At 30.9% G+C, this 15998-nt stretch carries 12 protein-coding genes and 1 tRNA gene; all 13 read right to left on the bottom strand.

The window, feature by feature from the left end:
• Positions 1-222: 222 nt before the first annotated feature.
• The 13 genes from AVBRAN_RS00470 to tuf all read right to left on the bottom strand — a co-directional run bounded on the left by AVBRAN_RS00470 (position 223) and on the right by tuf (position 15983).
• Entirely contained in the window at positions 223-1080 is an 858-nt protein-coding gene (locus AVBRAN_RS00470) for a hypothetical protein (RefSeq protein WP_239803257.1), read from the bottom strand.
• A 51-nt stretch (positions 1081-1131) separates the two neighbouring features.
• Positions 1132-2499 carry a hypothetical protein gene (locus tag AVBRAN_RS00465; protein ID WP_239803256.1) on the bottom strand — a complete coding sequence of 456 codons (1368 nt, stop codon included), beginning with the start codon at positions 2497-2499 and terminating at the stop codon, positions 1132-1134.
• Between the two features lie 250 nt (positions 2500-2749).
• Positions 2750-7291, bottom strand: coding sequence for a DNA-directed RNA polymerase subunit beta' (rpoC, locus tag AVBRAN_RS00460; RefSeq protein ID WP_214118188.1), 4542 nt, complete (start codon positions 7289-7291; stop codon positions 2750-2752).
• Positions 7278-11408 (bottom strand): DNA-directed RNA polymerase subunit beta, encoded by a 4131-nt coding sequence (gene rpoB / locus AVBRAN_RS00455; RefSeq protein ID WP_214119982.1) that lies wholly within the window; start codon positions 11406-11408, stop codon positions 7278-7280. Before rpoB ends, rpoC begins: the two co-directional genes overlap by 14 nt.
• Before the next feature lie 89 nt (positions 11409-11497).
• Positions 11498-11872: a 50S ribosomal protein L7/L12 gene (gene rplL, locus AVBRAN_RS00450; RefSeq protein WP_214118192.1), complete on the bottom strand. Its 375-nt coding sequence runs from the start codon at positions 11870-11872 to the stop codon at positions 11498-11500.
• An 18-nt stretch (positions 11873-11890) separates the two neighbouring features.
• Complete coding sequence (rplJ, locus tag AVBRAN_RS00445; protein WP_214118194.1) at positions 11891-12370, bottom strand: 50S ribosomal protein L10; 480 nt, start codon at positions 12368-12370, stop codon at positions 11891-11893.
• A gap of 185 nt (positions 12371-12555) precedes the next feature.
• Positions 12556-13257, bottom strand: a complete 702-nt coding sequence (gene rplA / locus AVBRAN_RS00440; RefSeq protein WP_214118196.1) for a 50S ribosomal protein L1 — start codon at positions 13255-13257, stop codon at positions 12556-12558.
• A gap of 56 nt (positions 13258-13313) precedes the next feature.
• Positions 13314-13739, bottom strand: a complete 426-nt coding sequence (gene rplK, locus AVBRAN_RS00435; protein ID WP_214118198.1) for a 50S ribosomal protein L11 — start codon at positions 13737-13739, stop codon at positions 13314-13316.
• Between the two features lie 17 nt (positions 13740-13756).
• On the bottom strand, positions 13757-14290 hold the full coding sequence (gene nusG / locus AVBRAN_RS00430) for a transcription termination/antitermination protein NusG (protein ID WP_214118200.1): 534 nt from the start codon (positions 14288-14290) through the stop codon (positions 13757-13759).
• Between the two features lie 9 nt (positions 14291-14299).
• The gene (gene secE, locus AVBRAN_RS00425) at positions 14300-14479 is read right to left on the bottom strand and encodes a preprotein translocase subunit SecE (protein WP_214118201.1); all 180 of its coding nucleotides are present in this window, start codon (positions 14477-14479) and stop codon (positions 14300-14302) included.
• Positions 14480-14494: 15 nt separating this feature from the next.
• Positions 14495-14570 (bottom strand) — tRNA-Trp (locus AVBRAN_RS00420).
• Positions 14571-14574: 4 nt separating this feature from the next.
• The gene (gene rpmG, locus AVBRAN_RS00415) at positions 14575-14733 is read right to left on the bottom strand and encodes a 50S ribosomal protein L33 (RefSeq protein WP_214118203.1); all 159 of its coding nucleotides are present in this window, start codon (positions 14731-14733) and stop codon (positions 14575-14577) included.
• Between the two features lie 50 nt (positions 14734-14783).
• Positions 14784-15983 carry an elongation factor Tu gene (tuf, locus tag AVBRAN_RS00410; protein WP_214118205.1) on the bottom strand — a complete coding sequence of 400 codons (1200 nt, stop codon included), beginning with the start codon at positions 15981-15983 and terminating at the stop codon, positions 14784-14786.
• Between the last annotated feature and the right edge of the window lie 15 nt (positions 15984-15998).

Here is a 15998-nt window from a genome sequence, read left to right as displayed (position 1 = left end):
TATTATATAAAAAATAAAAAAAATATCAATATGAAAAATAATATTTTGTAGTTATTGGTTAAAAATAGTAAAAAATATTATCAAACTAATATTTATAAAACTTTATTAATTTTATTTTTAACTTATAATTAATATCAAAATATTTTATTTAATATATTTAATTATGAAAAATTAATTCAAATAATTATATTAAAAATAAAAATGAGTATTCTAAACTACAACTCATTTTAATTCTTCTTTTAATTTATTTAAATAATTTGTATAAACATCATTAGAGCAACTACCTCTTCTATAATAATTACCTAAACTAAGATAATAGTTATCAATAAATAACCTAGTAAAAGAATCATAAATTCTATTAAGATTAGGGCTAAGTTCTAAACTCAAATTATTTAAATTTGTTATTGCATAACTACAAGGTTTATAATAACCATAAATATCATAATTTATTAGTTTATCTTTGCTAAGTCTAGTTGGTAATTCTGAAGCTTCTTCTTCAAAAATTTTTTCATATTTTTTATAATTTTCATATAATTGCACTTCTTTATCAACTATTAAATTTACACTTTTAAAAAACTTACCATCTATCGTATAGTTTTGCTTTTTAATTGTGCTTAATAATAAGGTATTTGGTTTTTTAAGTTCTGTTACTTCGTGCTTTGGACTTTGCTGTAAATTAAAATGACTTATGAATAATATTCCGTGAAAAGCAATCATTAAAAATGAGAAAAAATAAAAGATAACTTTAATAAATTTTTGATTTTGTTTCATTATTAACTTATAAAACCACCAAATTAATAGTGAAAATATAATTGGTAGCAATAGTTGTAAAACTACAAACCACCCACCGGCATCTCTATCAATAAGCCCAATTCTTATAACCAAATATAAAAATAAAATATATAAAGCTATTATAAATCTAGGATAGAGCTTTAAACCTATAAATAAAGTAAGAGTAAAAACAATAGGGTAAGTAATAAAACTTGCATATGGTATAGGAATTAAAATACTAATAATTCCACTAGCTAAATCATGTAAATTATCTAAAAAATATGTTAGATATATTAAAAACTCATTCATATCTTACCTTTAAAATAAAGTTAATTTAGTAATAATACATTCTTTATTACACTAAATCAAACCAAAAATCTTAAGCAAAACAATAACTAATCTAATAACAAAATAAACACAAGCTAACTGCAAACCAAATATAACAACTTTCATAAAAGGATTGTAGTATTTGTTAAAAAATCTAAAAGCTTTATCATAGTATTTATAAAAAAATCTAAAAATATTAAAATCGCGCACGCCGTATTTTTTATATATTGACAATTGTTTTAGAAGTAGTTCTGTTTCTTTTACATGTTCTTTGAAAAATTCCTTCTCGCGTCTAAAAGCATCAAGCAAATCCTCATAATACCATGCACAATCATGATAAAACTTCTTTGGTATATCATTTATCATAGTTATATTTTCATTTTTCATAATCTCTTTACAAGTAGCATGAACAAAACTATGACTAGGATTATCGCTTACTATCACACGCACCGCACCTGATGTCTCTCGTGCAAAACGCTTTAAAAGAGTCTTATACATAATTTCAAATTCCACATAAGCTTTATATTCTTTTGTATCATGTAATTCTTTGTTTAAGCGAGAGCTAAATATATTATAAATATCAACACACTTAAACATATCGCTTTTTAAGGTTTTTAATAAGCTTTGCTCGTCTATATCAAAAACCCTTATAAAAGCGTTTTTCAAGCTTGTATTTGTATCAATATCCAAAAACTTTAAAGCAATAGTTTTATCAATACTTCTTGTATCTTTTATATCATTTACCCCTTCGCAAAAAACGGTGTATTTATTAAAAATTCCAAGATATCTTAAATCTAAATGCTTTGCTATATAATCAAAATATCCTGTATCATCAGCAATATCCAAAATCTCGTTTGCCTCATCTAATGATAGTTTTGTTTGTTCTAACTTTTGTTTAGTTATCTCATCTAAAATATATACTTTTCCTCCGTAGCCTTTACAAGCTAACAAAGCATCTTTTACTACGCTAAAGATTTCATCTTTGCTAAGTGGTGATTTATCTTTAATGTCTAAAACTCTACATATATAATCATACCCTATTACATTAAAGCCTTCTTTGTTATCTTTAATAGTAGAATCAAGCACTTTTATGTCTAAAATCTCATAGATATAATCATACATCTCGTTTCCAATCATCTCGTGCAAATTATAATCTATCACAAGCTCTATAAAGGTATTTTGATACCACATAATATACACAGCCTTGCTAAGATAAGCATGATCAAACTCTGGGTCTTCATAATGATAGCATTCAAGCAAAAAACACTCTTTATCACTATCAAATAAAAACTTTTTTCTTTCTGGAATAGTTTTATACCTTCTATTGTAAATGTTAAAGATTTTAGATAATTTATATTTTTCATCAAGTTCTTTTGTGATTACTACATTTTCAAAAGCCATTTTTACCCCACTTTTTATAATATTTTAAAATAATACTATTTTTATATTTTAAAATCATTGTATTTTTTAAATACCTTTAAATTAAAATATATAATATGAAAAATATCAATAAAAAATATCTAAAGCATTTATTTAAATTCTACTAATTTTAAAGAATTTAAAACAAGATTTGAAAGCTAAAAAATGTAGTTAAAAATTATAAATGTATTGTGATATTAATAATAAATAAGGGGATTATATCCCCTTATAATTAGTCGTTTTTATGAATTTGTAATTTTGCTCTTGAATAAAGTCCCGTTCCAACAGGTATCATTCTACCTAAAACAACGTTTTCTTTTAAGTCTTCTAAATAATCTACTTTACCAGTTACACTAGCTTCAGTTAATACCTTAGTAGTTTCTTGGAACGAAGCAGCCGAGATAATACTATCACTGCTAACTGACGCACGAGTAACACCCGTTAAGCGTGGTTCTGCAATAGCTGGACTTCCACCAAATTTCATAACAGCTTCGTTTTCTTCAGCAAATCTACGCTTACTTACTACATCGCCTACTATAAACTTAGTATCTCCACTATCTATAATGGTTACTTGTCTTAACATTTGTGAAATAATAATTTCTATATGTTTATCACTAATTGCAACGCCTTGTCCGCTATAAACTTGCTGAATTTCGCTAATTAAATAATGGTGCAATGCTTTCTCGCCTAATATTCTTAAAATATCATTACTTGTAATTGTTCCATCAGTTAAACGCTCACCTGCATGAACCATCTCACCATCTCTTACTTGGATTTGGCTATGGCGGTCAATTGTATGCTCAACTAAATTGCCATCAGCACCTTCTATAGTAATAACTTGACGCATACGGCTAGCTTGACCTAGTCTTACAATTCCATCAATCTCAGCTAATGTAGCAGGGTTTTTAACCTTTCTTACTTCAAATAATTCAGTAACTCTTGGAAGACCACCCGTAATATCCTTAGACTTAGTTGCCGCCTTTGGAGTTTTAGCTAGAATTTGAGCTACTTTTACCTTTTCATTATTATTTACATAAATAACGGTTTTTGATTCTAGTTGATATCTGATTGTGCTTCCATCATCTTTTGTAATCACAATAGCAGGTTTCATACTAGCAGGTAAATATTCATTAACTACTAAAGAACTATTTCCTGTTAATTCATCAGTTTGCTCTTCAACACTAAAGCCTGGTTCAATATCTACAAAGCTTACAACACCATCACTCTCAGCTATTATAGGGTTATTATATGGGTCCCATTGAGCTATTATATGGCTTTCATTACTTGCATCTGTAACTATTAAATCATTAGCGTTTTTAATTATTTCATTACTTCCAAATTCTATTTTAGATTTTCTTGGAACATAATGGCGAATAGCTTCTCTATCATTTCCATCTGAAATAATTACAAATAAACCTTTTTCATTAACTATATGACCTTTTTTAAGCTCAATTTTTTCTAAACCATCACTTTTTTGAATATAATAGTTTAATTTACCAACCGCATTTGCTCTAATATCTTGAGCTACTGGTGCTCCATCTTCTATTAATAATTCTGATGCGTAAGGAATACGTCTTGGAATGTTATAGTCTTCTTTAATAACTTCAACTATACTTTCATTTTCAACAACTTTATCACCTTCTTTATAAGGTAAATAAAGCTTTCCTAATAAGTTCCCGCTAACACCAGCTAATTCGTTGATTTTTGCAACATCGTGTTTTCTTAAAATATATTTTTGCTCTTTTTTACCTGATTTTACAACTATAGTTATATCATCGTGCGCATTAATATATGAAATACTTCCATCAAATGGAGCTTTAATCTTAGGCTCAACTAAAAGGATATTTGCATTTCTACGATTTGCGATAATTTGTTTGCCTTCATTATTTTTATAAGTTTGAACATTATAAAATCTTATGAAACCTTCTTTTTTAACTTCTACTTGTCTATCTTGCATATCAGTTGTAGCAGTTCCCCCGCTGTGGAAAGTTCTAAGTGTTAGCTGAGTTCCTGGCTCACCGATTGATTGAGCTGAAATAATACCAACAGCTTCACCAGTTTTAACTAACTTACTTTCAGCAAGGCTAATTCCGTAGCACTTAGCACAAATTCCTTTTTTAGCTTTACAAGTAATTGGAGTTCTAATTGTAACTGATTTGATATTGCTTTGAACAATACTTTTTGCTTTTACTTCATCAATTAATGTGCCTTCATTAAATAATACTTCATTGCTAATTGGATCAATAACATCATCAGCTAAAACCCTACCTATAATTCTATCGTGTAAGTTTTCAACTACAACACCATCAGCAGTAATTTCACTAACTTCTATACCTTCGTGAGTTCCACAATCATTCATAGTAATTTTCACATTTTGAGCAACATCAATTAGCTTTCTTGTTAAGTGTCCTGCACTTGCGGTCTTAAGCGCTGTATCGGCAAGACCTTTTCTAGCTCCGTGAGTTGAGATAAAGTATTCAAGAACATTTAGCCCTTCTCTAAAGTTTGAAGTAATTGGTGTTTCAATAATAGAACCATCAGGTTTAGCCATAAGACCACGCATAGCTGCTAGCTGTGAAATTTGAGCCGTTGAACCCCTAGCACCTGAATCAGCCATCATATAAATTGAGTTAAATCCTGCTTTATCGTTTTTCATTAGATTAATCATATTTTTTGATAATTCATTATTAGTATTTTTCCAAATATCAATAATTTTATTGTAACGCTCACTAGCAGTGATTAGACCTTGGTTAAATGAGTTTTGGATTTCTCTTACTTTTGCTTTTGCATTTTCTATATTATCACTCTTTTCATCAGGAACAATAATATCAGCAATAGAAATTGAAATACCAGCTTTTGTAGCGTATTCAAAACCTAAATTCTTAAGATTATCAAGGAAACTTGCACTAATTTCTAAGCCACCATTTTTATAAACATAATCAACTAATGCTCCGATATCCTTTTTCTTTAAAACCTTATTCCATAATTCTTCAGGAACAAAATCAGGTAAAATTGATTTGATAATTAAACGACCCGCAGTAGTTTTAATACTCTTACCATTTACAACTGATTTGATTGTAGCATGAATATCAAGTGAGCCTGTTTGCATAGCCATTAATACTTCATCAACACCAGTGCAAATCTTATTAGCACCTTTTGCATCTGTTTTTTCAAGCGATAGATAATAAATACCTAAAACCATATCTTGTGATGGAACTGTTATAGCCTTACCACTTGCAGGTAATAAAATATTCATTGAGCTTAGCATTAATATCTTACATTCTGCTATTGCTTCTTGGCTAAGTGGAACATGCACAGCCATTTGGTCGCCGTCAAAGTCAGCGTTAAATGCAGCACAAACTAAAGGGTGTAACTGAATAGCTTTACCTTCAACTAGCACTGGATGGAAAGCTTGAATTGAAAGCTTGTGTAGAGTTGGTGCACGGTTTAGCATTACAGGATGATCTTTTACTACTTCTTCTAAACATTCCCATACTTCGTTAGTCTTTTCGCCTATCATTTTATGAGCTTGTTTAACCGTAGTTGCATAACCTTTTTCTTCAAGTTTAGCTAATAAATGTGGTTTAAATAATTCTAAAGCCATTTGTTTAGGTAAGCCACATTGATCCATTCTAAGTTTTGGACCAACAACAATTACGCTACGACCTGAAAAGTCAACACGCTTTCCAAGTAGGTTTTGTCTAAAGCGTCCTTGCTTACCCTTGATGATTTCAGTAAGTGATTTTAGAGTTCTTTTGTTTGCACCTTTAGCTGCTCCTGTTTGTTTTCTAGCGTTATCAAACAATGAATCAACAGCTTCTTGAAGCATTCTTTTTTCGTTTCTAATAATAATTTCAGGCGCATCAAGTTCAATTAATCTTTTTAAACGAGAGTTTCTGTTAATTACACGACGATATAAATCATTCACATCAGAAACAGCAAATTTTCCACCATCTAAAGACACTAATGGGCGTAAATCAGGTGGTAAAACAGGTAAGCATGTAATCATCATCCATTCAGGGCGATTTCCTTCTCCACTTTGAGAACTTGCTAAAAAGCTTTCTACAATTTTTAATTTTTTAATAATTGCAGGTTTTTTTGATTTTGGAGCTAGCTCGCAAGCTTCTTTTAATTCTCTTACCATATCTACTAAATCAAGTTCAGCTAATAAATCATGAATTACTTCTCCACCCATTCTAGCTTTAAAGCCAGTATCTTCATATCTTTCATTTAAAGCTTGGAATTGTTCTTCGCTGATTACGCTATATTTTGTAACTTTTTTATTATCATCATAAGTTGCAGTATGCGCATCTCCAACAGCTTCTACAATATATGCTTCATAGTATAAAACACGGCTTAAATCTTTTGTAGAAATATCTAAAAGTGTTGAAATTCTTGCAGGTATTGCATTTGAATACCAAGTATGAGCCACTGGAGTAACTAATTCAATATGACCCATTCTAGTGCGGCGAACTTTACTTGTAGTTACTTCAACTCCACATTTTTCACATTTAACGCCTTTAAAACGCATTTTTTTATATTTTCCGCAAAGGCACTCATAATCTCTAATTGGCCCAAAAATCTTAGCACAAAATAAGCCGTCTCTTTCAGGCTTAAGTGTGCGATAGTTTATAGTTTCTGGTTTTTTTACTTCACCAAATGACCATGAACGAATAGCCTCAGGGCTAGCTATTTTAAACCCTATGGCATCAAATTGACTTGGTTTTTCTTCTTCGTTAAGTTGGATTTTTTTATATTTCTTATTCATCATCATTATCCTCTTTATAAATCTCAACATCTAAAGCTAAAGATTTTAGCTCGTTTGTAAGAACAAAAAATGTCTCAGGAATTCCTGCTGAAGTTACATTTTCTCCTTTTGCAAGTGCTTTATACGCTGCAAATCTTCCATCAATATCATCAGATTTAATAGTTAGCATTTCTCTTAAGGTATGTGCTGCACCATAAGCTTCTAATGCCCAAACTTCCATCTCTCCAAATCTTTGACCTCCGAATAATGCTTTACCACCAACAGGTTGTTGTGTAACAAGGCTATATGGACCTGTACTTCTTGCGTGAACTTTCTCATCTACTAAGTGGTGAAGTTTAAGCATATACATAACGCCCACATTTACACGCTCTTTCATCTTTTCGCCTGTGCGACCATCGTATAGCTCACTTTTGCCATCCATATCTATTCTAGCCATTTCAAATAGCTTTTTAAATTCTTCTGCAGTTACACCTTCAAATACAGGAGCTCCAAATTTAACGCCCTTACTCCAATCTCTTGCGTGGCGAATAAACTCATCATCACTCATATCTTTAAGATAAACTTTAGCGTCCATTAATCTTGAAATATCGCAAATATCAATCATTTTTTGGCGTAATTCTTTAATAAAATCAGCTCTTTTTGCATCAAATATTTCTTGAATTTGTTCTCCTAGTCTAAGTCCTACTAAACCTAAATGGCTTTCTAGAATTTGACCTATATTCATACGGCTTGGAACACCTAGTGGATTTAAAACAATATCAACAGGTCTTCCATCAGGTAAATAAGGCATATCAACTTCAGGAACTATGCAAGAAACTATACCTTTATTTCCGTGACGACCTGCCATTTTATCCCCAACTTTTAACTTACGCTTAGTTGCTATATAAACTTTTACAAGTTTTACTATACCATTTTGTAAAATATCATCTTTTTCTAATATTTCTAATTTTTCATCATGCTCTTGTTTTAAAGCTTTTTTCTCATTTTGGAAATGATTTTTTAAATTCTCATAATAAGCTTGCACATCTTTAGGATAAGCTTTAATAATACTTCCAATAGCAAAACGATTTAAATTAGATAAATCATCTTCTTTTACGATTTCACCTTTTTTATAAGATGTTCCGCCTATAGTTTCAGCTTTTTCTAAAGGAGTTTCTTTTAATAATTTAGCAATCTTTAGATTTTCTTCTCTATCCATCATTAATAATCTATCATGATAGTCTTTTTCTAAAACTAAGCGTTCAGCGTCTTGAGCTGCTTTTGCACGAGCATCTTTTTCATGACCTTTTTTTGTAAATACTTTTACATCAATTACAACGCCTTCAACACTAGCACCTGCGTATAAAGATTTATTAACTACATGACCTGCTTTTTCTCCGAAAATCGCTCTTAATAATCTCTCTTCAGGAGTTGGTTTTACTTCACCTTTAGGAGAAACTTTACCTACTAAAATCATACCAGGTTTTACATGCGTTCCGATTCTTACAATACCGCTTTCATCTAAATGTGCTATATCTTCATCTTTTACATTCGGAATATCACGAGTAATTTCTTCAACGCCATCTTTTAATTCACGAGCTTCTATTTCTTTTTCATAAACATGAACACTAGTAAATGCGTCTTCACGAATCATTTTTTCGCTCATTACAATAGCATCTTCGTAGTTGTAACCATTCCAAGGCATAAATGCAATTAAAGCATTTTTACCAATAGCAAGCTCTCCTTGATCCATAGAAGGGCCATCTGCAATTACTTGTCCTACTTTTACTATATCGCCTTTTCTTACAATTGGTTTTTGAGAAAATGTTGTATTTTGGTTTGTTCTTAAGTTTTTTTCTAGTTTGTAATGGTCTATATATAAACCATTATCATCTTCGCCTAATATAAATATATTATTGCTATCAACTTTTTCTACTTTACCTGAACGCTTAGCTTTGATTGCTTCCCACGCATCTCTTGCTACTACTCTTTCCATACCTGTTCCAACTATTGGAGCAGTAGCAGTAAGCAATGGAACTGCTTGACGTTGCATGTTTGAACCCATTAGTGCACGGTTTGCGTCATTGTGTTCTAGGAAAGGAATTAACGAAGCTGCAAGCCCAACGATAGCCCCTGAAGTAAGGTCAATAAGTCCTACATCTTCGCGTTTTGCTAGTATCGTTTCTCCATCTATTCTAGCTTCAATTAAATCATCAACAATATTTCCATTTTCATCTACTTTAGTAGAAGCTGGTGCAATACAAATTCCTTCTTCTTGAGTAGCTGTTAAATACACGATTTCATCGCTTATTTTACCATCTACAACTTTTCTATAAGGAGCTTCAACAAAACCTAAATCATTAACTTTTGCATAAGTTGAAAGCGAGTTAATAAGACCGATATTTTGGCCTTCTGGAGTTTCAACAGGACAAATTCTTCCATAATGAGTTGTGTGAACATCACGAGCTTCAAAACTTGCTCTTTCTTTTACTAAACCACCCTCACCTAAAGCCGATAATCTTCTTTTATGTGTAACTTCACTAAGTGGATTTGTTTGATCCATAAATTGTGATAATTGACCACCCGTAAAGAAATCAAGTAGTGTAGAAGTAATCATTTTTGAATTCACTAAATCACTTGGCATTAATTCTTCAATAGGAGTAGTAATTGAGCTTAATTTATCTTTAATGCCTTTTTGAATTTTCGCAAAACCTATGTGTAATTCATTAGTTAATAACTCACCAATAGCTCTAATTCTTCTATTTCCTAAATGGTCTCTATCATCTAAATATCCACGACCTGATTTAATTCTGTAAAGATATTGAATAGTTTTTACTATATCTTCTCTAGTTAAAACGGTTACATATTCAGGAACATCAAGTCCTAATTTATGGTTCATTTTCATACGACCAACTCTTGTTATATCGTATCTTTCAGGGTTAAATAACATATCTAAAATATAAGTTTTTGCTGCTTCTAAAACAACAGGATCACCTGGTCTTAATACTCTAAATATTTTAGCTATTGCAAATTCTTCTTCATTTTCATAATTTTCTGAACGCTTAAATGATTTAAACATATCTAAATCATTTTGAAGAGTTTTTAACATTGAATCATCAATTCCTGAACCAACATCATTAGCTATTTTAAAATCACTACCATTATGAACTAAAGCAATTAGCTTATCTTCATCAAGCATTGTAAGAGTATCAAATAATAATTCCCCAGTATTTTTATCATATACAGGCTCTGCTAATTGACGATTAGCTAAAATATCAACAGGATATTCTATTAATTTTAAACCTGATTCTTCAAGTTCTTTAATTTTTCTTTTAGTTAATTTCTTACCTGCTTCGTGAACAACTTCACCTTTTTCATTAATTAAATCAAATTCAACTCTATCGCCTATAGCATTAATATCAAATTTTGTATAGAATTTATGTTTTTTTAGTGTTATTGTTTGAATTGGATAAAATAATTGAATAATATCTTCTTTGCTATATCCTAATACTCTTAATAAAAGTGTTGCTTGGAATTTTCTTCTTTTATTAATTCTTGCATATAAAATATTTTTTGAATCAAATTCAAAATAAATCCAAGCTCCTCTATCAGGTATAATTTGGCTAGAATAAAGTAATTTATTACCTTCTTCGCTTTCTTTAAAAATAACACCTGGACTTCTATGAAGCTGATTTACAACTACTCTTTCAACCCCATTGATAACGAAAGAAACTCTATCTGTCATTAAAGGTATATCACGAATAGTAATATCTTGTTCTTTTATATCTTTAATTCCAATTTTTTCACCAGTTTTTTCATCTCTATCATATAACGTCAAGCGAATTTTTGCACGCAAGTTAGCTGCATACGTAAGACCTCTTTCCATACACTCTCTTACTGTGTATTTAGGCTTTACAAATTCACAAGATACGTAATCTAAACTTAATCTATTTTGAGAATCACTAACAGGAAAAAAAGATTTAAAAACTTTTTCTATACCACTTTCCCTGTCTTCATTACCAATATTTAAAAAATAATCAAAGCTTTTTTGCTGTAATTGTAATAGATTTGGAATCTCAATTTGCTGTGGAACGTTTGAAAAATCCACCCTTAATCTGTTTCCTGAATGTAAGCTATTTAACATATATGTACCTCTTGGTAAGTTTTGAAAGAATAGTTTTGTTGTAAAAACAACACAATACAAAAATAGCCCTAAAAATAGGGCTAAATAAATTATTTAAGTTCAACCTTAGCGCCAGCTTCTTCAAGTTGTTTTTTAGCTTCTTCAGCATCTGCTTTGCTAACACCTTCTTTTAATGTTGATGGAGTACCTTCAACAGCATCTTTAGCTTCTTTTAAGCCTAATCCTGTTAATGCACGTACTACTTTAATAACATTAATTTTGTTAGCACCTGAATCTACTAACACAACGTTAAATTCTGTTTTTTCTTCTTCAGCAGCAGCTGCAGCACCACCTACAGCACCAGCAACCATTACAGGAGCTGCACTAACACCAAATTTTTCTTCAAATTCTTTAACTAATTCAGATAGTTCTAAAACACTTAGATTTGAGATATATTCTAATACATCTTGTTTTGTAATTGCCATTTTTTATCCTTTATAAAATTATTCTTGTTCTTTTTTTTCTTTAAGTGCATTTAAACCGATTGTGAAATTTTGAATCGGCGCATTCCAAACTTGCAATAACATAGCAAGTAACTCTTCACGAGATGGCATTTTAGATAATGCAGTAATTTTATTAGCATCTGCAACTTCACCATCTATGTGACCAAACTTAACTTCAAACGCATTATTTTTTTCAGCAAATTTAGCTGCTACTTTTGTAACTGCTAACGCGTCTTCTCCCCAAAGATAAATATTTGTATCTTTAAGTGTTAAACCATTTTTGCCTGATTTTTCTAAAGCAATACTAGCTAAAGTATTTTTAATAACTTCTACTTTAACATTAGCAACTCTTGCAGAATCACGTAATACTTCTAATTGCTTAGTAATAATACCTTTATAATTACAAACAACAACAGCATTGTTTGTTGTAAATTCATCAGAAAGTCTAGCTATTAGTTCTTCTTTTTGGTTTCTTGTCATCGTTTCTCCTTTCCGATTTATGATTTAAGCAGAGAGACAAAAGTCAATTAAGTAATAAACCTCGGCTGTCACAAATCAAATTTTTATTTAAATTCTTTACGCAAAAAAACTAAAATAAAAATTTGAAAAAGAATAGCTATATTTTTAACATAAAAAGTTTAAAAAATAGCTATTCATAGAAAAAATTATTTTAAATCTAATAATTCTTGAGTTTCAAGTTTTAAACCTGGACTCATTGTTAAAGATAGAGTTGCACTCTTAATATATCTACCTTTTGCAGTTGCAGGTTTGTGTTTATTAATTGCTTTTACAAAAGCACTAACGTTATTTAATAATTTTTCTTCAGAAAAACTAACTTTACCTAAACCAGCATGAATATTTCCTTGTTTATCTACACGAAAATTAACTTGTCCTGATTTAGCATTTTTAACAGCTTGAGCTACATCCATAGTAACTGTTCCTGTTTTAGGATTTGGCATTAAACCCTTAGGTCCTAAAATACGGCCAACTTTACCAACTAGCCCCATTAAATTTGGAGTTGCTATTAATACATCAAAATTAATATTACCTTTTTGAATTTCTTCTACTAAATCATCATCACCAACAATATCAGCTCCTGCTGCTTTTGCTTCATCAGCTTTAATATCTTTTGCAATTACAGCTACACGAACCTTTTTGCCAGTTCCTTCTGGTAATACTACTGAACCTCTTACCATTTGATCAGCATGTCTTGGATCAACATTTAATTTCATTGCTATTTCAACGGTTTCATCAAATTTAGCTGATGATAAAGTTTTAATAACTTTAATACCATCATTTAGTGAATATTCTTTTGTTAAATCAACTTTTTTTAATAATTCTTGAATTCTTTTTGCTTTTTTTGCCATATTTTTCTCCGCATTTTTTAAAGTGCTTCCGCCTTAACCCGGCGGTTAGGTTCTTATTAATCTACTACTTCAACACCCATTGATCTAGCAGAACCTGCAATAATCTTAGCAGCTTGCTCACGATCTTTTGTATTTAAGTCAGCAATTTTTCTATCAACAATTTCAAGTATTTGAGCTTTTGTTAGCTTACCTACTTTATTTTTTAAAGGATTATCAGTTCCTTTTGAAATACCTGCAGCTTTTTTAATTAAATCTGTAGCAGGTGGTTGTTTTGTTATAAATGTAAAACTTTTATCAGCATATACTGTTATAACTACTGGAATATTATATCCCGCCATATCTTTTGTACGCTCATTGAAAGCCTTACAAAATTCCATAATATTAACACCTTGTTGTCCTAAAGCAGGTCCTACTGGTGGTGATGGATTTGCCTTTGTTGCAGCTATTTGTAATTTAATTTCCCCAACAACTTTTTTAGCCATAATGACTCCTTAATTTATTAAATAATTTTTTCTACTTGTGAATATAGTATTTCAACTGGCGTACTTCTTCCAAAAATTGAAACATTAAGTTTTAAAGTACCCCTAACCATATCGTATTCTTCTACAATACCTGTAAAATTCGCAAATGAGCCTTCAGTAATCCTAACGCTTTCTCCATTTTCAAAGAAAATTTTAGGTCTTGGAGCTTTTTTATTATTAGCTTTTTCTAAAATCAAATTAACATCCTTCTCACTTAAAGGAGTAGGTTTTTTAGATTCTCCAATAAATCTTCCAACTTTAGGCAATTTTTGAATTTTATGCCATAACTCTATATCTAAATCAATGTTTGCAAAAACATAGCTAGAATATAAACATTTTGCTGTAATTTTCTGTTTTCCATTCTTACCTGTTTCAATAACATCTTCTGTAGGAACTAAAACTTCTTTTAATCTATCAGAAATTCCATTTTCATAACATAATTTCTCAATAGCTCTTTTTACAGCCATTTCGCTACCTGCGTAAGTCTGAATTGCATACCATTTAAAATTCATCTCGCGCCCTTATAAAATACTCTTTAATGAAAAAGACATAATAAAATCAACAAAAGCTAAAAATAAAGAAATAACGGTAACTACAACAACTACCGTAATAAAAGCATTTTTTACTTGTCCTTTAGTTGGAAAAAATACTTTTGCTAACTCAGCTTTTGATAACTTAAAATAATTTATTAATTTTTCCATTTTAAAACCTTTAATTGGCAGGGCAAGAGGGATTCGAACCCCCAACCATCGGATTTGGAATCCGGCGCTCTACCGTTGGAGCTATTGCCCTAAAATTAGCTTTTTAACTTAACTTCTTTATGAACTGTATGTTTTCTTAATCTTGGGCAATACTTTTTAAGTTCTAACTTTTCAGTAGTATTCTTTGAATTTTTAAACGTACTATAATTAATATCGCCTGTTTCTTCGCATTTTAAACCAATTTTAATTCTCATAACATTTCCTTTTAGTTTTTAGAGTAGGTATAAAAACCTACTCATTTAAATTACTTAATAATTTTTGATACAACACCTGAACCAACTGTTCTACCACCTTCACGGATAGCAAAACGAGTACCTTCTTCAAGTGCAACTGGTTGAATTAATGATACAGTAATTCTTACGTTATCACCAGGCATAACCATTTCTGTGCCTTCTGCTAACTGAATAGAACCTGTAACGTCAGTTGTTCTTACATAGAACTGTGGTCTATAGTTATTAAAGAATGGAGTATGTCTACCACCTTCTTCTTTAGTTAAGATATAAACTTCAGCTTCAAAGTCTGTATGTGGAGTAATAGTTTTTGGTTTAGCAAGAACCATACCACGAATAACATCTTCTTTTTTTGTTCCGCGTAGTAATACACCTACGTTATCACCAGCTTCACCTTGCTCCATTTCTTTTCTAAACATTTCAACACCAGTAACTGTTGTTGTTTGAGTATCTCTAATACCAACGATTTCAATAGTATCTCCAACTTTAACGATACCTTTTTCAATACGTCCTGTTACAACTGTACCACGACCTGAAATTGAGAATACGTCTTCAATTGGCATTAAGAAATCTTTGTCAGTATCACGAACTGGAGTTGGGATATAGCTATCTACTTGAGCCATTAACTCTAAAATTTTAGCTGACCATTCGCCATCTTTACCAGCTTTTGCTTCTTCTAAAGCCTGTAAAGCTGAACCAGATACGATTGGAGTGTCATCGCCTGGGAAATCATATGAACTTAATAATTCTCTAATTTCCATTTCAACTAGCTCTAATAATTCAGCATCATCAACCATATCAGCTTTGTTCATAAATACTACGATATATGGAACACCAACTTGGCGTGATAATAGAATGTGCTCTCTAGTTTGTGGCATTGGGCCGTCTGCTGCTGAAACAACAAGAATAGCGCCATCCATTTGTGCAGCACCTGTAATCATGTTTTTAACATAGTCTGCGTGGCCTGGGCAGTCTACGTGAGCGTAGTGACGATTTTCAGTCTCATACTCAATATGAGAAGTAGCAATTGTAATACCTCTTTCTTTTTCTTCTGGAGCATTATCAATATTATCATAATCTTTAAGCTCTGCAAGACCTTTTCTTGATAAAACAGCTGAAATAGCAGCAGTTAAAGTAGTTTTACCGTGGTCAACGTGACCAATTGTTCCGATATTCACGTGTGGTTTATTACGTGAGAATTTTTCCTTTGCCATAATACTTCCTCCGTA

The sequence above is a fragment of the Campylobacter sp. RM12651 genome (assembly GCF_022369475.1).
Taxonomy (GTDB): domain Bacteria; phylum Campylobacterota; class Campylobacteria; order Campylobacterales; family Campylobacteraceae; genus Campylobacter_E.
The sequence above is the reverse complement of the archived record's forward strand: the minus strand, read 5'-3'. Positions and strand labels throughout refer to the sequence as shown.

Excerpts from the sequence above, each read along its gene's own strand:
- rpoC (WP_214118188.1), bottom strand. The coding sequence starts at position 7,291 with ATGATGATGAATAAGAAATATAAAAAAATCCAACTTAACGAAGAAGAA.
- rpmG (WP_214118203.1), bottom strand. The coding sequence starts at position 14,733 with ATGAGAATTAAAATTGGTTTAAAATGCGAAGAAACAGGCGATATTAAT.
- AVBRAN_RS00470 (WP_239803257.1), bottom strand. The coding sequence starts at position 1,080 with ATGAATGAGTTTTTAATATATCTAACATATTTTTTAGATAATTTACAT.
- rplK (WP_214118198.1), bottom strand. The coding sequence starts at position 13,739 with ATGGCTAAAAAAGTTGTTGGGGAAATTAAATTACAAATAGCTGCAACA.
- rpoB (WP_214119982.1), bottom strand. The coding sequence starts at position 11,408 with ATGTTAAATAGCTTACATTCAGGAAACAGATTAAGGGTGGATTTTTCA.
- rplJ (WP_214118194.1), bottom strand. The coding sequence starts at position 12,370 with ATGACAAGAAACCAAAAAGAAGAACTAATAGCTAGACTTTCTGATGAA.
- tuf (WP_214118205.1), bottom strand. The coding sequence starts at position 15,983 with ATGGCAAAGGAAAAATTCTCACGTAATAAACCACACGTGAATATCGGA.
- nusG (WP_214118200.1), bottom strand. The coding sequence starts at position 14,290 with ATGAATTTTAAATGGTATGCAATTCAGACTTACGCAGGTAGCGAAATG.
- rplA (WP_214118196.1), bottom strand. The coding sequence starts at position 13,257 with ATGGCAAAAAAAGCAAAAAGAATTCAAGAATTATTAAAAAAAGTTGAT.
- rplL (WP_214118192.1), bottom strand. The coding sequence starts at position 11,872 with ATGGCAATTACAAAACAAGATGTATTAGAATATATCTCAAATCTAAGT.
- secE (WP_214118201.1), bottom strand. The coding sequence starts at position 14,479 with ATGGAAAAATTAATAAATTATTTTAAGTTATCAAAAGCTGAGTTAGCA.
- AVBRAN_RS00465 (WP_239803256.1), bottom strand. The coding sequence starts at position 2,499 with ATGGCTTTTGAAAATGTAGTAATCACAAAAGAACTTGATGAAAAATAT.